Source organism: Empedobacter sp. UBA6745 (assembly GCF_002453775.1).
GTDB classification, from domain to species: domain Bacteria; phylum Bacteroidota; class Bacteroidia; order Flavobacteriales; family Weeksellaceae; genus Empedobacter; species Empedobacter falsenii_C.
In genome coordinates, this window is sequence record NZ_DKHL01000036.1 from 26,155 (window position 1) to 49,110 (window position 22,956).

The 22,956-nt window shown below is 30.9% G+C and carries 22 protein-coding genes; 10 read left to right on the forward strand and 12 right to left on the reverse strand.

Annotated elements, in window-relative coordinates; genetic code table 11:
* Positions 1-99: 99 nt before the first annotated feature.
* Positions 100-678, forward strand: a complete 579-nt coding sequence (locus B4H69_RS10650) for a hypothetical protein (protein WP_280046171.1) — start codon at positions 100-102, stop codon at positions 676-678.
* Positions 679-904: 226 nt separating this feature from the next.
* Here the strand turns inward: B4H69_RS10650 and B4H69_RS10655 are convergent, their stop codons facing one another.
* Positions 905-3,127, reverse strand: a complete 2,223-nt coding sequence (locus B4H69_RS10655; protein WP_180906049.1) for a TonB-dependent receptor — start codon at positions 3,125-3,127, stop codon at positions 905-907.
* 68 nt (positions 3,128-3,195) lie between these two features.
* On the opposite strand from B4H69_RS10655, the gene B4H69_RS10660 reads away from it, so the two are divergent.
* Entirely contained in the window at positions 3,196-4,299 is a 1,104-nt protein-coding gene (locus B4H69_RS10660; RefSeq protein ID WP_280046170.1) for a PepSY-associated TM helix domain-containing protein, read from the forward strand.
* 5 nt (positions 4,300-4,304) lie between these two features.
* Here B4H69_RS10660 and B4H69_RS10665 read toward each other — a convergent pair whose 3' ends face one another.
* Complete coding sequence (locus tag B4H69_RS10665; RefSeq protein WP_180906047.1) at positions 4,305-4,667, reverse strand: winged helix-turn-helix transcriptional regulator; 363 nt, start codon at positions 4,665-4,667, stop codon at positions 4,305-4,307.
* A gap of 157 nt (positions 4,668-4,824) precedes the next feature.
* On the opposite strand from B4H69_RS10665, the gene B4H69_RS10670 reads away from it, so the two are divergent.
* From B4H69_RS10670 to murI, 3 genes are all read left to right on the forward strand, one after another.
* Complete coding sequence (locus B4H69_RS10670) at positions 4,825-5,688, forward strand: NAD-dependent epimerase/dehydratase family protein (protein WP_180906046.1); 864 nt, start codon at positions 4,825-4,827, stop codon at positions 5,686-5,688.
* A gap of 9 nt (positions 5,689-5,697) precedes the next feature.
* Positions 5,698-6,570, forward strand: coding sequence for a pirin family protein (locus tag B4H69_RS10675; RefSeq protein ID WP_180906045.1), 873 nt, complete (start codon positions 5,698-5,700; stop codon positions 6,568-6,570).
* Positions 6,571-6,689: 119 nt separating this feature from the next.
* Positions 6,690-7,499 (forward strand): glutamate racemase, encoded by an 810-nt coding sequence (gene murI / locus B4H69_RS10680; protein ID WP_291093916.1) that lies wholly within the window; start codon positions 6,690-6,692, stop codon positions 7,497-7,499.
* 91 nt (positions 7,500-7,590) lie between these two features.
* On the opposite strand, the gene B4H69_RS10685 is transcribed toward murI, so the two are convergent.
* From B4H69_RS10685 to B4H69_RS10695, 3 genes are all read right to left on the reverse strand, one after another.
* Positions 7,591-10,002 carry a T9SS type A sorting domain-containing protein gene (locus B4H69_RS10685; protein WP_280046168.1) on the reverse strand — a complete coding sequence of 804 codons (2,412 nt, stop codon included), beginning with the start codon at positions 10,000-10,002 and terminating at the stop codon, positions 7,591-7,593.
* A 17-nt stretch (positions 10,003-10,019) separates the two neighbouring features.
* Entirely contained in the window at positions 10,020-12,731 is a 2,712-nt protein-coding gene (locus B4H69_RS10690) for a M36 family metallopeptidase (protein WP_280046167.1), read from the reverse strand.
* A gap of 406 nt (positions 12,732-13,137) precedes the next feature.
* Positions 13,138-13,515, reverse strand: a complete 378-nt coding sequence (locus B4H69_RS10695) for a GreA/GreB family elongation factor (protein WP_038334079.1) — start codon at positions 13,513-13,515, stop codon at positions 13,138-13,140.
* Between the two features lie 531 nt (positions 13,516-14,046).
* Between B4H69_RS10695 and B4H69_RS10700 the strand changes: the two genes are divergently transcribed.
* The 5 genes from B4H69_RS10700 to B4H69_RS10720 all read left to right on the forward strand — a co-directional run bounded on the left by B4H69_RS10700 (position 14,047) and on the right by B4H69_RS10720 (position 18,008).
* On the forward strand, positions 14,047-14,361 hold the full coding sequence (locus B4H69_RS10700) for a hypothetical protein (protein ID WP_280046166.1): 315 nt from the start codon (positions 14,047-14,049) through the stop codon (positions 14,359-14,361).
* A gap of 91 nt (positions 14,362-14,452) precedes the next feature.
* Positions 14,453-14,800 (forward strand): hypothetical protein, encoded by a 348-nt coding sequence (locus tag B4H69_RS10705; RefSeq protein ID WP_280046165.1) that lies wholly within the window; start codon positions 14,453-14,455, stop codon positions 14,798-14,800.
* An 84-nt stretch (positions 14,801-14,884) separates the two neighbouring features.
* Positions 14,885-15,727 (forward strand): MbnP family protein, encoded by an 843-nt coding sequence (locus tag B4H69_RS10710; protein ID WP_280046164.1) that lies wholly within the window; start codon positions 14,885-14,887, stop codon positions 15,725-15,727.
* Positions 15,728-15,771: 44 nt separating this feature from the next.
* On the forward strand, positions 15,772-16,812 hold the full coding sequence (locus B4H69_RS10715; RefSeq protein ID WP_280046163.1) for a cytochrome-c peroxidase: 1,041 nt from the start codon (positions 15,772-15,774) through the stop codon (positions 16,810-16,812).
* A gap of 968 nt (positions 16,813-17,780) precedes the next feature.
* A complete protein-coding gene (locus B4H69_RS10720) occupies positions 17,781-18,008 on the forward strand; it encodes a YHS domain-containing protein (RefSeq protein WP_038334051.1) in 228 nt (75 codons plus the stop codon).
* Positions 18,009-18,078: 70 nt separating this feature from the next.
* Here the strand turns inward: B4H69_RS10720 and B4H69_RS10725 are convergent, their stop codons facing one another.
* From B4H69_RS10725 to B4H69_RS10755, 7 genes are all read right to left on the reverse strand, one after another.
* Entirely contained in the window at positions 18,079-18,378 is a 300-nt protein-coding gene (locus tag B4H69_RS10725) for a thioredoxin family protein (RefSeq protein WP_291093923.1), read from the reverse strand.
* A gap of 33 nt (positions 18,379-18,411) precedes the next feature.
* The gene (locus tag B4H69_RS10730; RefSeq protein WP_244958012.1) at positions 18,412-18,681 is read right to left on the reverse strand and encodes a rhodanese-like domain-containing protein; all 270 of its coding nucleotides are present in this window, start codon (positions 18,679-18,681) and stop codon (positions 18,412-18,414) included.
* A 25-nt stretch (positions 18,682-18,706) separates the two neighbouring features.
* Complete coding sequence (locus tag B4H69_RS10735; RefSeq protein ID WP_180906037.1) at positions 18,707-20,101, reverse strand: MBL fold metallo-hydrolase; 1,395 nt, start codon at positions 20,099-20,101, stop codon at positions 18,707-18,709.
* Between the two features lie 114 nt (positions 20,102-20,215).
* Positions 20,216-21,133 carry a YeiH family protein gene (locus tag B4H69_RS10740; RefSeq protein WP_038334035.1) on the reverse strand — a complete coding sequence of 306 codons (918 nt, stop codon included), beginning with the start codon at positions 21,131-21,133 and terminating at the stop codon, positions 20,216-20,218.
* A 168-nt stretch (positions 21,134-21,301) separates the two neighbouring features.
* The gene (locus B4H69_RS10745; protein ID WP_280046162.1) at positions 21,302-21,931 is read right to left on the reverse strand and encodes a Crp/Fnr family transcriptional regulator; all 630 of its coding nucleotides are present in this window, start codon (positions 21,929-21,931) and stop codon (positions 21,302-21,304) included.
* Positions 21,932-21,933: 2 nt separating this feature from the next.
* The gene (locus tag B4H69_RS10750; protein WP_114999314.1) at positions 21,934-22,347 is read right to left on the reverse strand and encodes a YeeE/YedE family protein; all 414 of its coding nucleotides are present in this window, start codon (positions 22,345-22,347) and stop codon (positions 21,934-21,936) included.
* A gap of 4 nt (positions 22,348-22,351) precedes the next feature.
* Positions 22,352-22,900, reverse strand: coding sequence for a YeeE/YedE family protein (locus tag B4H69_RS10755; protein WP_114999312.1), 549 nt, complete (start codon positions 22,898-22,900; stop codon positions 22,352-22,354).
* Between the last annotated feature and the right edge of the window lie 56 nt (positions 22,901-22,956).

Sequence of the window (22,956 nt, forward strand, 5' to 3'; positions counted from 1 at the left end):
TTCCTTTTCCTTCATCTATAAACTTTAACACATTGATTTTTAAGTATTCATTCTCAAATTGAGACATTTTTCTTAAATTAGTATTTAAACGAATGAAATATGAAAGCCTTATATACTTTATTTACAATTATTTGCTTATCGCAATTTAGCTATGCGCAATATTTTACTTTAACATCAAATGGATTTGTTTCATCTAAAGATAAAACTGATTATATCGTAATTGATAAACCAAATACCAAAAAAAATGAGTTATACAGAAATGTGTTGTCAGCCTTATCGAGTATGTACAAAGATCCAAAGGAAGTATTGAGTTTAGCCGAAAATGAAAGTATAACAATTAACGGGTATGAGCAGGAAGCGTTAGCCGTAAAACAAAAAATGAGTTATATGCAAATAGGAAAATCAAAGATGGAATATGACTTATCTTATTCGATTACAATTCTCTTTAAAGATGATAAAATTCGAATTAATCGACCTTCTTTTGAAGCAAGAAAGTGGAATTCGAGCATAGGAGATTATTATTATCTTCTATTGAATCCAACAAGCAAAAACAAAAATTCTATCTATAATAAAAAGAATGAGGTCGATTATCCTGACGCAGTAACTGGTTTGGAGAATCATTTTAATAAATTAATTCAAGAGATTTTAGATAAATCGAATAAAATTAATAATTGGTAATTGGTAGAAATTATAGAACCTCTCTATAGAAAATAAATTCAAAAAACTATTCTTTAAAAATTAAGAAACAGCCTATATATTTGTTCTCTCTTACCTATCCTACTCTACGATTTTTTTTACTTTATTAGTTTCAGAATTATTCCTGCAATTATTAATCTTATTTTTTAATTCGATGTTTAATTCCCTTAAAATAAAAAAGCGAATCAAAAGATTCGCTTATCATAAATTAAAAATTGTATGTAAAACTTAGATTAAAAGTTCTTCCTCGTCCAGCGTAATAAAACAATTCTGGAACTTTATATGCACTATACAAAACTTGTGATTTTGCACTCCAAATTGTTTGATAATCTGTATTAAAAATATTTTGAACACCTAAATTAATTTTACCGAAAGGTAATTTGTAAGCAATCATTAAATCTGATGTATTGTATGAATCAATCACATTCTCCAATCCATCAGTGTATTTGAAGCTTTGCAAAGTTTGAAATCTAAAATTCCAATTATCAAATCCATAACCTGCGTAAGCTGTAAATTTAGAAGGTCCAGAAGTTGAAACATCTTGTTTTTGCCAATCACCATTTTTCTCCACTTCAGATTTGATTAACAATGTATTTGCTCCAACATAAAATCCTCCATTTGTATAAGAAACCTCTGCTTCAACGCCCATATTTCTTAATTTCTGATCGACTACTTCTACCCAAAGATTTAATCCATCACGTTTTAAAGCAATATTTTTGTCGGAATTACTGATAAATCCAGAGATTTGTCCTTTAAATCCATTATTTGTCCTGAAACGATAACCAAGTTCAAATTGTCCTGTTTTCACACCAGAAAGAGGAGAATCTTTTACATTCACACTCGAACTTAAATCCCAATTATTGGTTGCAGAATTAAATTTATAATTTCCATATCCATAAAATTTTGATGGATCAGCTAACGAAACACCTTGTGAATAAGTTGTCCAAACTTGGTTCAATTCGTTAATTTTATACAACAAACCAGCATTTAACATCGTCATATTATAGCTACTTTTTCCGCCTGGAATATAATCGGCACTGTTTCCATAACCATTAGCTATTTGCAATTGTTGAGTAGAACCGATAAAATCATCCAACTTAATCGAAATATCTTGGTAACGAATTCCTCCCGAAACTTTCAATTGAGGTAAAATATCATATTCAGCTTGCGCATATCCTGCAAAACTTGTAGAATGATTGGTTGGATAACGATCAATTGTTAAAACAGTGTGATTAATCATTCCTCCACTTGATAATGATTTCTGAGAATCAAACACATTTTGTTGTCCTTCAAACTTTTCAAAGTCAGCATCTACACCGTATGTTAATTTCAATTTCCCCCAATCTTTAACCAAAACAGCTTTTAGACCCGAATAATACGTATCCTGTTGAGAAGCCGACATATAAGGACTTGTTCCAGAAGGCAACGTTAAATTACCTGGAAATGGATAAAATCCTAATTTCTCAACACGAGAAGCAAATTGAACATACACATCTTGCCCTCCTAAAATATTCGTTCCATTATAACTCAATGTTCCCATTACACGCTCTGTTCCTGGATTTTTATCCGTATCAAAACCATCACGCATTTCCAAAACAGAAGCATCTCCTTTGGTTAAAACACTAATGTTTTCACCTAAATATAAACTACGATCTCCACTATATTTAGAACGATAATATTGCACAGATCCATTGATTTGATGTTTCGGATTGAATTTGTAACCTGCTGTTGCCAACACATCAATCGATTGATTATATTGTAAATCTAATTGCGAAATATCTGCAAATATTTGATCTCCATCTGCATCATAAGCTCCGCCATTTTGTTGAAATGCTACAGCCAAACGTCCAGTAAATTTATCATCTTTATAACCAATAGATTGAGCAGCACGCCAATCATGATCATCACTTCCTGAAAAACCTGTACGTGAACCAAGTTCTGTTTCGCCACTAATTCCATTTTTTAGCGCTTTTTTCGTCACAATATTGACAATACCACCTGTCGCATTTCCGCCATAAATTGCGCTTGCACCAGATAAAACCTCAACTCTTTCGATATTAAATGGATCTATTGCATCCAATTGACGACTTATGTTACGGATACTATTTAAGGAAACACCGTCTATCATCACTAACATCGAACGTCCACGCATATTTTGTCCATAATTTGATCTTCCTTGCGAGCCAACATCCATCCCTGGAATCATAATCGCTAAAGCTTCTTTTAATGGAACACCATTTTTAGCTTGTTGCGCAATTTGTTCTTGATTGATCACCCAAACAGTTCCTGCCAAATCAGATATTTTAGTAGGTTTTCTTGAAGCAACTACCACAACATCATTCAAATCTGTGGATATACTATCATTCGTTTGGGCATATGACAGCGAGGCACTCCCAAATAAAATTGTTAAACAGATGATATTTTTTTTCATAGTGTGTTTTTAAATAATTTATATTTGCTGCAAATATAATTTTTATTTATTCTAAATTAATTTTATTGATGAAAAAATATTTTCTTTTCCTTCACAAATGGCTTGGATTATTTACAGGTATTATTGTTTGTATTGTAGCAATAACAGGAGCTATCTTTTGTTTTCAAGATGAAATAAAAGATGCACTGTTTGATTATAGAAAAGTTGAAATTGTTCATCAACCATTCATAAAACCAAGTGAAATTATTCATAAAGTACAAGACAAAAATCCTAAACATGTTGTACTTCGAGTGATGTATATGGATAAAGATCGATCAACGGTTGTGATGACAATGGATGATAAAAAAGAATCTTACTTTGTATATATCAATCCATATTCAGGGAAAATCTTACATCAAGAAAATATGAAACAAGATTTTTTCTTGGTGATTCAATACATTCACATGAATCTTTTGTTGGGTGATATCGGAAAAAATATAATTGGTTTTTCAACTGTTATTTTTATCATGATTATGATAAGTGGTTTAATTCTTTGGTGGCCAAAAAAGAGAAAACAAGCTAAAAATGGATTAACGATAAAATACAAAGCAAAATGGAAACGCATCAATTATGATTTGCATAATGTATTGGGATTTTATGCTTTTAGTATTGCTTTTATTGTTGCTTTATCAGGTATTGCATTTAGTTTCAAACCTGTTCGCAATTCATATACACAAATTGTTAATTTAGGAAAATCATTTCCTAATGAAGAAAAAGGATATGTCTATCAGCCTAAAAAAATGTTAGAAAATAATTACACTATTGTTGATTCGGCATATGCTTATAGTTTAAAAAATAGTCCAACAGCTTCTATGTATTGGATTTATTTACCTGTTCCTGATAAAAATCCTTTAGCCGTAAGAGCATATCATAAAAGTTTGCGCTATTATGCGGTTGACGAATATCAATTTGATTCGGAACAATTTCAGGTTTCTAAATTAATGAATGAGAATTTATCAAATGGTAAAAAGTTTGCAAACTCAATGTACGATATCCATACAGGACAAATATTAGGTTTATTTGGTAAAATATTAGCCTTTACTTCTTCAATAATTGTGGCAAGTTTACCCATTACAGGTTTTATTATTTGGTGGAATAAAAAAAGAAAACAGAAAAAAACTATTCGTTCATAAAGATTTTAAAATTCATTAATCATTTTCATCCGATGATTTTTACCCCAATCAACCAAAACATCTATGATTTCTTTAGTCGTTTTACCATAATCCGTAATTGAATACGCAACGGTTACAGGTTTGGTATTTTGAACTTCACGATACACCATTTTATTGACTTCCAAGTCTTTCAATTCTTTCGATAACATTTTCGCCGAAATTCCCTCAATATCACGTTCCATCTTCTTAAACGTATTCGTATCTCTTTCACGTATAATCAAATAATGTAAAACAAGAAGCTTCCATTTTCCACCTAAAATATCAAGTGTATCATTCATTGCAAGTAAATTTTCTGTACAAAGTGGCGGATCTGATAACGGTTTTTTCATAAATCACTTAATTTTAAATTAGTAGTTACCTCAAGTAAACTGATAGTAAAGATAAGTTTATTCGGGTGTAAATTTGAATATAAATTAAAAATCTAATAACAAATGAAATACTACTCATGAGTATTCCATATAACTATTAAAAACAAAATAAATACATATGAAAGAAATAGTCTTAATCACTGGTGCCAATAGTTTTATCGCAAAACATTTAATTCCGATTCTTGAAAAAGATTATACTATTAAATTATTAACGCGATCGCCAAAAGCTGAAAACGAGTTTGCTTGGAATGTTCATGAAAAAACAATCGATCCAAAAGCCTTAGATGATGTCAATTATATTGTGCATTTGGCGGGTTCTAAATTGAATGACGGAACGCCTTTAACCGATGAACGTAAAGCATTGATTTACGAAAGTAGGATTGGTGCTTCGGATTTTTTGAGAGCTGAATTAAAAAAACGTCAACAAAAGTTAACGGCTTTCGTGTCGGCATCAGCAATTGGTTATTATGGTTACCAAGATAATACCTTGGAAATTGATGAAAATGGACAACGAGGTGTTGGTTTTTCTGCGGATTTAACCGAAGATTGGGAAAAAGCAGCAGATCGTTTCAAAGAAGATTCGGTTGCGAATCACGTTTCAAAAATACGAGTTTCCTTAGTTTTAGGGAAAGAAGCGGGGATTTTCCCGATGTACGAATCGTTGGTAAAAAATAATCCAAGTATCGTTTCTCAACAAAATAATGGTGCTGTTCCTTGGAATCATGTCGATGATATGGCGGGAATTTTTGCGTTTGCAGTTCAGAAAAAATTAGATGGTGTATACAATTCGGTGGCTCCAAATCCAGCTTCACAACAAGATATTTACAAAGAAATTTCAAACGAATTGCATTTGAATACTACTCAAGAAATTACACCTTTTCATGGACAACATTTGGTGGCACATAAAATTCAAAAAGAGGGTTATCAATTTAAATTTCCTACAATTCAAGAAGCGATTCACGCTATTTATCAAGAAAAATAATCAGTTGAAATGGCAATAAGAAACATAGAAAAAATACTACATCCCGGCACGTTCAATTGGGTTGGCGATGCTTTTTATACGACTTCTTTTATTGGTAAAAGCATTTCGAGACGACGAATGGATCCGTTTTTTGCTTTGGGCTACAATGCGGATATTCATTTCGATGCAGAAGAATTTCCTCGTGGCGTTGGCGCACATCCGCACAAAGGTTTTGAAACCGTGACTTTGGCATACCAAGGAAAAATTGCGCACAAAGACAGTCGCGGAAATCACGGTGTGATTGGAGAAGGCGATGTACAATGGATGACGGCTGGTTCGGGAATTTTACATCAAGAATACCATGAAGAAGAGTGGGCAAAACAAGGCGGAACGTTTCAAATGGTGCAGATTTGGATGAATTTACCAGCGAAAGACCGCGAAACGGCTCCACATTATCAGGATTTGTTGTTTGATAAAATGACGCGAATTCCATTAGATGGCGAAACGAGTTTTGTAAACGTAATTGCAGGAGAATACAAAGGCGAAAAAGGAATTGCAACGACATATTCGCCGATCAATATGTACAATGTGTATTTACAAAATGGTATAAAAGCGGATTTTAACTTTCCAAACAACTACAACACAGCGATTTTGGTGATTGCAGGAAGTGTAAAAGTGAATAATACAGAAATTTTGAAAAAAGACACTTTTGCTATGTTTGAGAATAACAATGGCGAAGATTTTTCTATCACTTCAACAAGTGATAATACGATTGTTTTGGTAATGAGTGGCGAACCGCTTAACGAACCAATTGCGCATTATGGACCATTTGTCATGAATACACAAGAGCAATTACAGCAAGCTTTTGAAGATTTTAAAGCAGGAAAATTTGGGATGTTGTAAGAAATGTTTTGAATAGAAATATAGAAAGGCTAATCGCGAAGATTAGCTTTTTTTGTGTCAATAATTTCTATTTGATGTCAATTCATTTTGTAATTTTGTTCATTAAATAAGAAGGTAAAATGCAAGGACCAATTGGTGTTTTTGACTCTGGTTATGGTGGATTAACCGTTTTCAAAGAAATACAGAAAAAACTTCCGCAATACGATTATATCTATTTAGGTGATAATGCTCGTTGCCCTTATGGAATTCGTTCGTTTGAGACGGTTTATGAATATACCAAAGAATGCGTTTTTAAATTGTTTGATTTAGGATGCAATTTGGTTATACTTGCTTGCAATACAGCCTCTGCAAAGGCTTTACGAACAATTCAGCAAAACGATTTACCCGAAGGTAAAAGAGTTTTGGGTGTTATTCGCCCAACAACAGAATCGATAAATGAATACACTAAGAATAACAAAGTCGGAATTTTAGCTACGCAAGGAACTGTTTTGTCCGAATCGTATAAAATTGAGATGAACAAATTTCATCCAACAATTGATGTTTTTCAATTAGCTTGTCCACTTTGGGTTCCTTTGGTTGAGAATAATGAAATTGATAGCAAAGCTGCGCACGATATTGTAGAAAAAGATATTCAACGCTTATTTGATCAATCATCCGAAATCGATACAATTGTATTGGCTTGCACACATTATCCGCTTCTTCTTCCTGTGATTTCGCAATATGTACCAGAAAATGTAACAATTCTTTCGCAAGGAGAATTGGTAGCGAATAAATTAACTGACTATCTACATCGTCATCCCGAAGTAGAAACACAATGTTTAAAAAATGGGCATCTTACATTTTATACGACAGATGATGCGAAAAGTTTTGAAGCAAATACGACAATTTTTTATGGTCAGAAAATTACTGCTTCACATTTAGATGTTTAAAATATTTTTTCAGAAAAATACAAATAAAAAAAACCGAGCATTTGCTCGGTTTTATCAATTAACAATATTCTTAACAACAAGAAACTTATTTCTATTTTTTGATAAGTTTTTGAGTTTCTACATTACCTTTTTCGTCTAAAATTCTAATTAAATAAACGCCGGTATTCAAGTGTCCTAAATTTAAATTTGTCTTTTTCAAATTAACATCTTGAGAATTCACTTTTAATCCTGCCATGTTAAATACCTCTACAGATTTTATCAAATTAACTGATTCTATCGTTACTTGGTTTGTAAACGGATTTGGAGATATTCTTGTTTTTGTTAACTTTTCTTGATCATTTGTAGCTAAACTACTACATGTAGAAATTAACTTATAAACTATCTCAGAATTATATGAACTCCACATATCATTTGGTATAACAGGCGGTATTGCCTTCATTACAAAAGCCTTAGGGAAACTCCCTATCGTCACATCTACATTAGGATTTACATCCCAAAAACCTAAATTCTGTACTTCACTAAATGATAACCAATATTTACTCGCTATATCTCCATCTATTGTTACAGGTTTGTCAAAAGTGATAGAGATCTTTTTCTTTATCAACAATATCGAAAGCTGATCAGAAGGAATATAGACTGTTTGAAGATTTACTGTATCTAATTTTTCAATTCCTATTGGCAACACATTTTTATCTTCATCTTTATTTATTGGTTGATCTGCATCTAAATTCGCTGATAATAAATTCAACTTCATTGTTGGTAATTCATCTTTAGGAATTGTTCCATCCATTGACAATCCCATAAACCAACCATCTATTTCAATTCCAGAAACAGTTAGTTTTTTTCCTTTTTCCGCTACAATATCTATTGCTGTTTCTGATGTTGCCATACCTTCAATAGTAGGCAATGACATATCAGCTATTTTTGGTGTTTCTGGAATGACTTGATTACATGCATTGTTAAGACATTCAGCTTTTAACTGGTATACTGCTTCTAAATTAGTAGAAATCGTCCATTTTCCTTGATTATCTGTTGAATTTTTACTGGCTAATTTCGTTGCTACTGCAAAATTTGAATTCACTTCTAGTGTTTGAGCATCAGTTACTAATTTCAACCATTTTTTAATTGAAGTTGTAGTTTCTAGTGCATTTAAATCAATCGGTTTATCAAAATCAATATCATATTGGTAACTTGGCTTACCATTTATTGTTCCAAGAGATGTTTTGGAAATAATTTTTCCGACAATTTTTGAAACTAATGTAGAAGGCAAACCGTTCGTATCTTCTAACAACTCGAAATCAACCTTACTTGCATCTCCTTGTAAATTAATTTTCAATCCAGTAATTTTAGAAGATCTTCCTCCGTAAGCATTAATATCAAATGCTATTTCTTGATTTTTCGTTCCGTTTAATTCTTTCGTCAAATTAAAGTCTACCGAAGGTATGCCCAAATTACAAGGTTCGTTAATTGGGTTCTTGTTCATATTCATTACAAAAATTGTGACATCTGTTTTATCAGTTGACGCATCGCAATTTTCATTTCCATGCAAGTATAATCTAACAGTACCAGTTAACGTACTTTTCCAATTAAATGCCCCTTCTATAGATGTAAGATTTGTGTTCGTTTTTAAATCTTTCAAAGAAAGATAAGCATTCTTAACAGATGGTTCAAAAGTATAATCGTTTCCTTCGTAAACAAAAATATCAACATAACTTCCTAAGCTAACATTTTTCAGAAAAGTATCTTGAACATTATTAGTAGGAATAAATGTACCTTGATATGCAGCCCCATTTGGAGTATTTGTACAAACTTTAGGCGGAACTAAACTAATCGTATAATCTTCTACTTGACCGTATACAGATCCTAAATCACATGCTGTTTTAGGATGAAGCGCCGACTTATAATCAGTTTGTCTTTTCAAAATACGCATTCTTGTTTCTCCTAAAGTAGCATCTTGAGGAATAGTTATCGTTTGCGAAACAGATTTACCATCTACACCATTCGAATTAAATAATAACTCATCCACATTAATAATTTCTCTACTATTAATTTGATCATCATTTGAAATCCTTCCAAAAATTCCATCCTTATTATAATCAATCATGATAGTAAAAGAACTGTAGTAAGCTCCTTTTGTATCACCTTGAAAACTTAATGTATATTTTGATGTTAGTCCCAGCTCAGCTGGTTTAACAGTTGTAAAATCTTCATAACCAATAGCTGTATTGTTTGCACTTACATGATCTAATAATGTATTGATTGAAGTCTTAATACTAACCCTTGTAATCTCTTCTGGAGATGAAATCTCAGCTGGTGTACAATATGTTAAGTTTAATTTATTTTGAAAGGATTGAGATAATGCTTTTTGAACAATAGGACTCTCTATCTTGATAGGTTTAGTTGCTTGATCTAACCAACTTTCTAATGCTTTAGATGATAATTGTTGACCAAACATACTTCCTCCTAAAAGAGATAAAAAAAGAATATTTAGATGTTTTTTCATATTATTAGATTTAGTCATTATTTCTTGATGATTTTTTTCGTTACGACTTCTTTATCAGTATATAATTTTAAGATATATAAACCAGCAGATAAACTATCAGTAGATACACTACTTACTTGACCATCTTTTTTTACAGATCCAGAATTTATTACACGTCCAGTAACATCTATAATTTCATATTTCTCTACATTATCTTTCGAATTGATATATACTAAATCTTTTACGGGATTAGGATATATACTCACCGTATTCGCTTCTAAATCATCCGTTCCTAATCTTGCACATGTTGGTGGTAAATCAAAGGCTTCTTTCCCGTCACTTCTTAATAATGGATCTCCTTGATCTGCGCTATAACCCAATCCTCTTTTAGCAAAAGCTTCCCATATTAAACATTGATTTTCTCCTTTATTCAATACAACATCTGCCATTAAAATACCATCACGTCCATCTACAAATCCTGGATTTGCTTTTTGCATTTTAATTCCTTCTAAAACCAAGTCAAGAGCCATATTATTACCACCTGTATTTGATTTGAAATCTGGATTAAATCCATATTTAGCAATCAATTTCCAGTGCATTTCCCAAAGCATTAACGCCCATACATATCCTGTTGGATGTTGTTTATTCTCTCCTGCACCAATTTCTTTTAGTTTATCGTAAGTATGTGGATTTGCTTTCATGTCTGTTGTATAAGGCAATTCTCGAAGTCCTGCTCCATCAAAGGCATATTCGCCCATATTGATTAAATCTTTAGCTGTATGATAGGCTTGTTGCGTTAAATTTAAAGCGACATAATCACTCCATCCTTCACCCATACCTTCTTCACCACTAATCAATCCAGCACTTAAACGATTACTAACAGCGTGTGTATATTCGTGTAACAAAACTTGACTATCAAAATCACTATCCCTTACTCGGTATTTGAAATTTGATGAAGGCATAGTACCTACAATTTTTTCATTTTTAGAGATTGCAGTTTTTATCTTATCTCCCAAATCTTTTGAAATTCCGCCTACTGGAATTGTCAAATCAGGATTTGTTATATCCATAGATCCTGCAAAATCTCCTACGGTATTATTAATCACTATTATTCCTGCAGGATTATATGTTTTAATATTGTCTACTTTTACACCAAAAGAACATGAACCTCTATTTACTAAAGCAAATTTTCCGTTCAGTTGATCTCCATTAACAACAGATTCACAGCCGTCTTGAGAATCAGTACCTGTATTATCATTAATTAAAACCATCTCAGCACTAACAGGAGTAGATTTTCCAAAAACAAAACCTGCGTTATTACCAGTAGCACCTTTATAAATACCTTTCAAATCACCATCTTTTATTTCTAAAATACCTGCACCTTCAGCCAATGTATCAAATGTAAAAAACATGGTAACAGGATTTTTTCCTAAGAGTGATGAATAAGCCATTACAGCATTATTTGTTATGGTATTTGTTTTTCCTAATCCAGAAGTAGAAAAACCGATAACTCTACTCTTGTCGCCATCATTCATTTGAAAACTCCCTGCTTTCGGATTAAACCCGTGATAATGTAAAATATCGTGAATAGAATTCATTGAATAAAACATTTGTGTTGAAGCTGCTTCTGTATAATTTAACGGATCATAACTCATTGAATTACCAGGTATAGGAAAATCAAACAAAAGTTTTTCCCCTCCATATGCTTCATTTTTTACAAATTGATCTCCTGCTGCTATTAAAAGTTGAAAAATTCCAAAAACAATATCACTGAATTCTCCATCTTTATCATAGCCAACCTGCATATTATTTCCTACAGTATGATATTTTGTTAGGCTTGAATTTCTTGCTGCTGCCTCTGGAATTAATTTGTGCCAACCTTCTTTAGAAGCTACTGGATCATAAGTATTTGTTAGTAACTTAAAATCTGATTTCAAAGGACTTTGCTGTGTAGCAGGGATTACGCGGTAAGTAGCATTTAAGGGTGCATCTGCCAATAAACTAGACTCTTCTGATGGTGAATAAGTTGCATATGCTTTTTCTATCCATTTAAAATCCTCTGGATTGTTGTGATAAACATTTTGTTTTGAAGCCGTAGCGTCAAAATTACAACTATTAATAATAGATTTTTTAGCTAAAAGTTGACCAGTGTTTGCATCAATAATGGTTTCGTAAACACGTTCAAGTTTATCTATATGATCATTATTTTTGATTTCAGCTAATGTAACCCAAGCTAATTTTATTGTTCCATTATCATTGTAATAATTTAAAAAACTTGGAGAATCTTTAAGAAAAGCTACATATTCTTTATCTTCATAAGTTTTAGCTGATTTTTTAAATTCAGCAGTTATATTTTTAGGATCAATTTCAATGTACTGCTTCCCTAAAGATTTTGCTAAACCTAATACTGCTTGATCAATTGTTAATTTCGGAGTTACTGTTAAAGTATTATCAACTATAGCATTAACAAAATTTTCATTATGATTAATAACTTTTCCTTGTTGAACGTGAAAAGTACCGCTAGTCCCATAAACGGGAATTCCATTAATTGTTTGTTGAATCTTCACATAGTCTCCTACATTATTTCCAACAACATTTTCAGTAACTACAGTATAATCAAACTGTGAGTTAATTGTACCTTTTCTTTGTGTTTGATTCAAAAAATCATCAACAACTTGCACCGGCGATTGAGCAAAAACGGAAGCTGATGATAAACTAAGAAGAAGGAGTAAAAAGTAATTTTTTCTCATGTTTATAATATTTTTAGACTTCATCAAATTGATAATATTTGATTTATCTAAAATTAACATTATACTTACATCAATTTAACTCCTTTTAATTCTTGTCTACAAAAAGTGACAAATTGTAGACAAGAATTAAATAATTAAAAACTTAAATAACAATCAGTTGCGTAAAAATATTAAAATACTCATCAATAATTACATAGACTTATTGTAGACATTCAATCAGTTATATTTTCGGAAAAAATGAAACAAATATGATAGTGATAAATCAATATTTCTTTAAAAAACATAATAAATATCATAGAAAATAAAATTGTAACGATTGTCTACCAATGTAGAATCTATTCATAAAATATTCAAAATAAAAAAACCGAGCTAATGCTCGGTTTTTTTATTATGCTTTTTGTACAAATTATGATACTGCTTCTACATTCAGAATTTCATATTTTTTTGTACCATCATTTGCTGGCCATTCAATTACATCTCCAATTTTATAACCAATTGTTGCTAAACCTTCGTCCATTAAAATAGAATGACGATTCTTTTTCGGTTTTGCCTTTTCTGGGCTAACAAAATTTAATTGATATTCTTGATTAGAATTTAATTCTTTTATTGTTACTTTTTTTCCTACAGTTACAATATTATCTGCCAAATCTCTTCTCAAAATTTGTTCTGCATGACGCAATTCTTTTGTCAAGATATTTTCTTGTTCTGCTGTTACTTTTTTTCTTCTTAAATGGTCTTTAATTAAATCGTATAATCCTGTTGTTAAAATAATATTTGTTGTCATTTTGATAAATTCTTAGTTAAACTTTCAATCATTCTAAGAGGATTTCCTAAGACTCAAATATCAAATGACCGAAAATAAAATTCGCTAAAATTTGATACAAATCTCCTTACAGAAAATTGAAAATAATTGATAATTGAAAAAAAATAGAAGGTTCCCTGTCTCGAGTCGTAACAGGGATTAGTTGATAAACTCTTTCGAGCTTCTTAAGAAAGTATCATCATGCAAATATGCCAACGACAAAAACAACCACGATTGGTTGTTTCTTCTATAGATGTCGATAAAATTTGCCATAAATTGATCCTAAAATGATTAATTCAAAGTTACGATATCTTTCTCAATCTAAAAAATATAAACCTTTTAAGATTATTTCATTAATGTCATTTCAATAAAAAGTAACTTAAATTTAATTTCTGAAAAAACTGATAATCTTCATTTTCAAAATAAATAAAAACTGTCTAATTTTATAAAAATTTTAAGGAATTGAAATCTTACCTTTTCATACTAACTGTTGTTCTAATAACTTGTAGACCATTGCTACCAGTTATTGACTATTTAGTGAATTATGATAAGATTTCTAAAGAATATTGTGTTAATATAGAACGTCCAGAATTATTGTGTAATGGCGTTTGTTATCTGAAAGAACAGATTTCCAAGACTGTTAGTGATGAACAAAATGATGATAATAAAATTCAAGTTTCTTTACGCACAATTGATTATTTTATCTATCAACCTACCTTCGAAATTAATACATCTAACTTTACAAAATCTATTGAAAAAATATCGACTTTCGAATTAGCTTTCGAGACTCAATATCAATTAGATCAACAACTTCAGCCTCCTATTTGATAAATAGCCCATATTTATCAAATTATTATCTCATTAACATTTAATCAAGTTGACATTTCATATAAGATTTGTCAAAAGTTTCAATTGTTTATTGATTGCATTGTTCGTGCTTTTAATTGGTTTTCGATCATTAATTCCTTTTACTGTATTCATTAGTACTCAGGAGAAGATTATTGATAAATATTGTATCAATAAAGAGCGACCAGAAATGCAATGTAATGGAAAGTGTTATTTATCGAAGCAACTAAAAGAAACAGAACAAGAATCTGATTCGGTTTTAGTAAAGAATATTCGATTTGCAGAAATTTATATACATTTCGAATACTTAGATATTCCATTTATTCAAGATTTTATTGTAAAAATAAAACATCGATTCTTTTGGCAATCATCCTATTCTATCGATTGGGTTTTTAAATATCTAAAACCTCCAATTGTTTAATTAATAGAACAAATATCCAGTATTGGAGAACAATAATTGTTTTCCAACAGCATTTTTATTCAAAAAAATTAAACAATTATTACAATGAAAACAATCAAATATTTTTTAAACTTATCATTTATCGCATTACTTACTTTATTTACTTCCTGCAACAACGATGATGATTTCTCTGAAATTAAATCAACTGAAACAGGTAAAATTCAATTAAAGTTTGAAAATGGATTTGATAATTTGGGAGGAATTGTTTTAGATCAAACAACGCAAACCTCATCAAACGGACAAAAACATAAATTAACAACATTAAAATATATCATTTCTAACATCACATTAATTGATGAAAAAGGAAATGAATTTGATTATCATAAAAACGATCCAGACAAAGGCGCTTTTGTTATTAATCAAGATTCTGCAATAGCTAATGTCGTTTATTTAAATTTGGATAATATTCCTCAAAATAAATATACAAAAGTACGTTTCGGACTTGGTGTTTCTCAGAAAGCTTATTTATTAGGCCAGACTGGACAAGCTACTTTTTGGGAAAAAGCAAAGAAAAATGGAATGACTTGGTCTTGGGCTGCTGGTTATGTTTTCTTTAAAATAGAAGGTTTTTATGGCAAAACTACTACAGACACTTTCTTCTTAACTCATACTGGAAATATGGGAGATATTAACAAAAATAATGTTCAAGATTTATATAGAGAAGTAACATTAGATTTACCTACATCTGCACGAGTAACTTCTAAGATTAAGCCATCTATTCATATTATGGCAAATTTGAATACTTATTTAAGTGGTGATCATAAATTGATATTAGATGAGTCGAACAATAATATTATGGGATCTTCCAATTTTGCGCAATTAGTAACAGAAAACATACAAAATATGTTTCGAGTTGATCATGTACATAACGACGAAAAAAATCAATAAAGTTTATAGCGGTGTTTTATAAACACCGCATAATTCTACAAACAATGAATAAAATAATAACAATTATTTTCAGTTTATTCATCTTGTTAAGTTGTAACGATGATGATATTGATTATGGACAGATCGTTGATGAACCTTATCAATTAGAAATTCCTTCTTATTTCCCTAAAATAACATTTGATACAGATAAATATCCGTTAACTAAAAATGGAGTTGAGTTAGGAAAAAAACTATTTTATGAAGGTCGATTATCTAGAAATAATACTATTTCATGTGCTTTTTGCCATATTCAAGAAAATGCCTTTACTCACCACGGACATCCTGTTAGTCATGGAATTGATGACCGATTAGGAATTCGAAATGCCCCTGCTATTCAAAATTTGGCTTTTCTAAATCGATTTATGTGGGATGGCGTTATTCATGATTTAGCTCAACAACCAATTTCTCCTATTACAGCTGAAGAAGAAATGGATACAACTTTTCCCGAAATCATTAAGAAATTATCATCAGATTCTTCTTATCGAAAAATGTTTAAAAATGCTTTCGGAGATGATAAAATCGATGCAAATCGTATTCTCAGCGCATTAGGACAGTTTATGGCTTCAGTTGTATCAAAAGATTCTAAATATGATCAATATTTAAGGAAAGAGGCAGATTTAAACGAAACCGAAAAAAAAGGTTTACAACTTTTTCAACAGAAATGTTCAAGCTGTCATAAAGGAACACTTTTTACAGATGAGTCTTTTCGAAATACAGGAATGTATTATAATAAACAATACAAAGATGGAGGTTTATATCGTGTCACATTAGATTCGACTGATTTTATGAAGTTTAGAGTTCCAAGTTTAAGAAATATTGAAATGACCAAACCTTATATGCACGATGGACGATTCTATAGTTTAGAAGCTGTTTTGAATTTTTATTCAGAAGGTGTACAAAATGATAAATATTTGGATTCTCAACTCAAACAAAATAATCGAATTGGAATTCCTATGACAGAAGAAGAAAAAAAAGCAATTATCTCTTTTCTAAAAACATTAACTGATTACTCATTTATTAATAACCCTGCTTATGCAGAATTTTAAATCTATTCAAATGAAATTATATATCAATTTATTTTTCGTTATATTATTTACACCCATTTCATTATTTGCTCATACAGATAATGATTCTATTGTAATCTCTCATTTATATGATTTAGGATTAGATTGTGATGCTTGCGGTTGTTTTGCGACTTCAACCTCAAATGGAATTGAAAATCTTATAAATTCAAATTTCGTTGGTATTCGTTATCTTCATCAATCTTATAAAGCTAAAGAAGATGCTTTTTCTAATAAAAGAACACAAAAGCAACAATTCAATACCATTCAATTATGGGCAAGAATTCCAATAAATAATAGAATTGACATCAATGCTAGCATTCCTTACCATTTTCATAATAAAGAAGGTAAAAACTCTTCTTCTATTTCTGGTATTGGAGATTTAAATATGATGGGAATAGTTAAAGTCATTAAATCAAATACAAGTTCTAATGAGCTAAAACATGGATTAAGTGCTGCAATAGGTTTAAAAATTCCAATCGCAAAATTTAATCAAGCAAATGCTGAAACAACCAATCCTAGTTTTCAATTAGGTACAGGAAGTTGGGATACTCAGTTTGCAATAAATTACCAATTAGCTTATAAGAATTCGACTTTACAATTAGTAACAGACTATAACTTGAAAGGAGAGAATAAAAAGAAATACAAATTTGGAGATCAATGGAATCAATTAATTCAATTACAACATCTTTTCATTAACAATGAATTAAAATNNTCGGTTTTCAAAACGAACTTTATTATAAAAATGAACAATTTGGGGAGACGATTCCAAAATCTAAGGGAAAAGCTCAATTTGCGAAATTAGGATTAGAAACAGCTGCTCGAAAGTTTAATTTTGGTATAGAATATTTTCAACCTATACTTTCTGATTTAAATTCAGGAGAAATCGAAGTAAAAAACAGAATAGGTTTCTTTTTTAATTACAATTTATTTCAATCTAAAAATCAATAACAATGAAAAAAATATTAACATTAACATTCTTCATCATCTCTTTTTCAATTTTTGCTCAACAAAAACTAAAAGTAAAAGTTGTAAACGAGAAAGATCCTATTTGTGGAATGAATACCGCACAATTCTTAACAGATACCGCAATTTATCAAAAGAAAATTTATGGTTTTTGTAGTAAAAGCTGTAAAGTTGAATTCAAAAAAAATCCAAAAAAATACGTGAAGAAAAAGTAAGAATAAGGAAATAATTTGACAGTAGTTACACTTGAATCTAAGAAGAATTATTAAGTAACTACTGTCTTTTTTATATCAAAAATTGTTTTACAATTTCCTGTAAATCATCTTCAAACTTTACTCCATAATGTTTCCAAAGTAGCTTTCCTTGATGAAAAAGCATCAAAGTTGGTACACCATTTACTTGATACATTGCATCAAATTGAATAGTACTTACTTTGTCTTTATCTACATCTATTTTTATAATTTCTACATTATCAGGAAATTTTTCTTTCAAATTTTCTAAAAACTGAAATTGTAATTGACATGGAGCACACCAATTTGCATAAAAATCAATCAAATAATAATTATTTCCTTGTATTTTATCCAATAAATCCATTTTAAAATTTAGATATTATTACACTTATTTTATTGTTTGCCAAGGACCGCCGTTTATTGCATCAAATCCATTTTTATTTAAAATTGTTACTGCTTGCGCACTACGAGCTCCACTTCTACAAACTGTTACAATTTTTTTGCTTGGTAATTCCTTTAATCTTACTTCTAATTCTTGCAACGGAATATTCACCGCATCTGCATGATGTCCCGCCAAAAACTCTGCTTTTGTACGAACATCCAACAATAAAGCACCTTCTTGTAGATAATTTTCTACATTCGAATTTGATGTCAACATTTTTAAAATCTTTTTAAAAAACATATTATTTAACTAATGGTTTTTGATTCAATTTCCAGTCAGCAATTCCTCCACTATAATTTTCAACTTCAAAACCTTTCGATTCCAAAAAACTTTGTGCAATCGTTGCTCGATCTCCAGCTTGACAATGCAAGGCAATTTTTTTAGTTGGATCTAGTTCATTGTATCTTTTTGGTAAATAACCAACAAATATATGCTTCGCTCCTTCAATATGACCTTCTTTAAATTCTGCTTCTCCTCTAACATCTAAAATCTGAACCTCATCATTTCCAATGTAATTTTCCATTGTATCTGCATCGATCAAAATAGAAGATTGTAAAGAATTAAAATTACTCAACATATCTGTTGGAGTAATATAACCATAGACATTATCCAAACCAATTCGCATCAATTTTCGCGTCATTTCTTCTACTTCATCCTCTTCTACAATCAACACAATTGGTTCTTGATAATTTACCATCCAACCCATCCATGTATTGAACGTTTTATTGTTTTGAATATTTAATGTTCCTGGTAAATGGAATTGAGAAAAATCTGTTTTGATACGCGCATCAATCACTTTCATTCCAAAATCTTTCGCTTTTTCAAATTCGATGTATGTTAATTTAGCCCATTTCGGAACTTCGATCAATAAAGGACGTTTTGTTTTATTCAGCTTTTTCATCATTGCAAAATAAGCTGGCGCTTCGGGTTGATCTGCCAACAAATAATCAACAAATCCTTTTTCATTCGAATCAAATTGCAACGCCCAATTTCTGATTTTCTCATAACCAACCGTCGTACTTGCTACAGCACCCAAAGCTTTTCCGCAAGCAGAACCTGCTCCATGTGCTGGCCAAACTTGTAGATAATCTGGTAATGCTTGAAATTTTTTCAAGGATTCAAACATCTGCTTCGCTCCTACTTCTTTAGTACCAATTAATCCAGCTGCTTCTTCTAATAAATCTGGACGACCAATATCTCCTACAAAAACAAAATCTCCAGTAAAAATCATAACAGGTTCTTTCGTCGCAGGCGTATCTGTCAACAAAAAACTAATACTTTCTGGCGTGTGACCTGGTGTATGCATCACCTCAAAAATTAGATTTCCAACTTCTATTTTATCGCCATTTTTTAATCCGACATGTTCAAAATCGTATTGCCAATCTTCTCCGCCTTCATCAGACAAATACATCTTCGCACCTGTTACGTAAGCCAACTCTTGACTACCAGAAAGATAATCAGCATGAATATGTGTTTCGGCAATATGCGTAATTTTCAGCTTATTTTCTTCTGCTATTTTTAAGTATGTATCAATATCTCTTTTTGGATCGATTACAATTGCTTCTCCTTTTGCTTGACAACCTACAAGGTAACTTGAATGTGCCAATGACTTTTCAAAAATGTGTTGAAAAAACATATGATAATATTTTTATAGTTTAACCTTTTCTAATTTGTTGAAGCAAAGTTAAGTTGCTAAAAAACAATCGACAGTAACCAATGTTACAGACTTAAAATAGAGAGAATAAAGATTTTAAAAATAATTTAAAACCAAAACCAAAGATAAAATGGAGATAAAAATCCAAAGTAAAATTCCGTATGATAAGGTTTTAAAACCTGCTTGTTTGATGGATTGTAAGTTAATCAACGAGCCAATCATAAATAAAGCAACGACCATTAATTGTTTCGAAATTCCTTGTAAAATATGATAGACTTTTTCGCCTTGAGGAAAATAAGTAGCGATAAGCATTGTTGCTATAAAACCAATTATAAAATAAGGAAATTTGTAAGAAGAGTTCTCTTTTTTGTTGAAATAACCAATTAATAAAGCCAACGGAAAAATCCATAATGTTCGGCTCAATTTTACAGTTGTTGCAACTTCCAAAGCTTGCTCACCGTATTGTTTAGCAGCACCGACAACAGAACTTGTATCGTGAATTGCAATTGCCGACCACAAACCAAATTGATATTGCGATAACTGAAAATAATGTCCGATAAATGGAAAAACCATTAACGCAATCGCATTCAATACAAACACAACTGCCATAGCAATGGTAATTTGATTCGCTTTTGGTTGTAAAACCGAAGAAATTGTAGCAATAGCACTTCCTCCACAAATAGCAGTTCCCGAAGTAATCAGCAGCGATGTATTCTTATTGATTTTTAATAATCGGTAGAATACAAATCCTAATGTAAAAACACTTAACACAGAAATAAAAGTGAGAAAAAATCCATCTTTACTTACCGAAACTGCCTCGTGAAGATTCAAACCTAACCCTAAACCAATGATTGCAATATTCAATAATTTCTTTGAATATCGTTTTGAGATTTCCCCAAATTCATTCTGAAAAATTAAACCATAACCAATCCCTAAAAGTAACGCCACAGACGACTCTACAAAAGGAAAAAAAGTAAATAGCAATAATCCAAAATAAACTATACGGGCAATCATTTGTTTTATGAAATACAAAACAAAAGTAATTGACCGTATCAAAATAGATTGTAACATTTGTTACAAATGATATTATTTTTAGAAAAATTTTCTACTATAAGTTGTTTCAAATAAAAAAAGGAAGCTCTCTACTTGAGCTTCCTTTGTATATATTTTTTAAATAATTTCTTACTTAATCGTGATTTCGTTTCGGTTTAATTGAAGAAAACCTTCCTTTTCTAAAGCTTTTAATAAACGAGAAATAACAACACGAGAAGTATTGAGCTCATAAGCAATTTCTTGATGTGTTTTTACCACAACTTTACCTTTGTTGATACTTGCGACATCCAACAGATATTTCTTCAAACGTTCGTTCATATCATTAAAAGCTAAATTGTCAATCGCTACCAACATTTCCTCCATTCTATTATTGTAACTATCAAAAATAAAACGTCTCCACGATGGATATTTTACCAACCATTCGTCCATTTTTACAATCGGAATCATTACCAATTCTCCATCAGTTTCGGCAACAGCACGTATTTTACTTTGTTTATCACCCAAACAACACGCCATCGTCATAGCACATGTATCACCTTTTTCGAGAAAATACAACAACAGTTCTCCTTCATCAAAATCTTCGCGCATAATCTTGATTGCACCACTCAAAAGAATTGGCATTCCTTTGATAAATTGGTTCAAATCTATCATCACATCATTCACTTTAAATTCTATCAAAGATCCTAATTCATCGATTTCATTCAATAATTCTTCTTCAAATTGATATGGATAAGTTGCTTCTATTTTCTCTTTTATCATGTTTAATGTGGGATTTTGTTTCTAATTTTTCCGTAAAGAAAGGTACCGATTAATGCACCTAAAATTGTAATTAAAATTGGATAAACTCCCGCGCCTAATAACACAAATATTGGTCCAGGACAAGCGCCAACTAAAGCCCAACCTAATCCGAAGAAAATTCCTCCGATCAAATAACGAGCAATTGATTTCGTTTTGGGTTGAATCACAATTTTTTCACCATCGATATCTTTTACTTCTTTCTTTTTCATCCATTGTATTCCAATCAAACCTACAACCAAAGCCGAACCAATAAATCCGTACATGTGGAAAGATTGAAAATTGAACATTTCGAAAATGCGAAACCAAGAGGCCGTTTCTGCCTTGTACATGGTTACACCAAAGATAACACCTAATATGATATAAACTAAACTTCTCATGAGATTAAAAAATTAAAGGAAACAAAACGTGAACCATCAAAAGTCCACCGATAAAAAAGCCGATAACAGCGATTAATGAAGGTAACTGCAAATCACTTAAACCTGAAATCGCATGTCCAGATGTACAACCACCAGCGTAGCGCGTTCCAAAACCAATTAATAATCCACCAACAAATAATAAAGCAATATTTTTAACAGACATCGTTTCAAAAATTTCGGTTGGAGAATATGCTTTTCCTGCACTTTCAAATCCCATTGCATTCAATTTTGCAATTGTAGCTTCTGAAATTTCAGGTATTTGATTATCTGATAAAAAATGTATCGAAACAAAACCTCCTATTACTGCGCCAACTAAGAATAATAAATTCCATTTTTGAGCTTTCCAATCAAACGAGAAAAAATCACATGATTTTCCTCCTCCCAAAGCTGAACAAATAGTTCTGAAATTTGATGAAAATCCAAAACTTTTTCCGAAATAAATCAATAAAAGCATTACAATTGCGATTATTGGTCCGCCAATATACCATGGCCAAGGTTGTAAGATAAATTCCATTTTGTATTTTTTCTAAAACGTGTACAAAGTTGGTAAATCAAAATTAAAATGAAAGT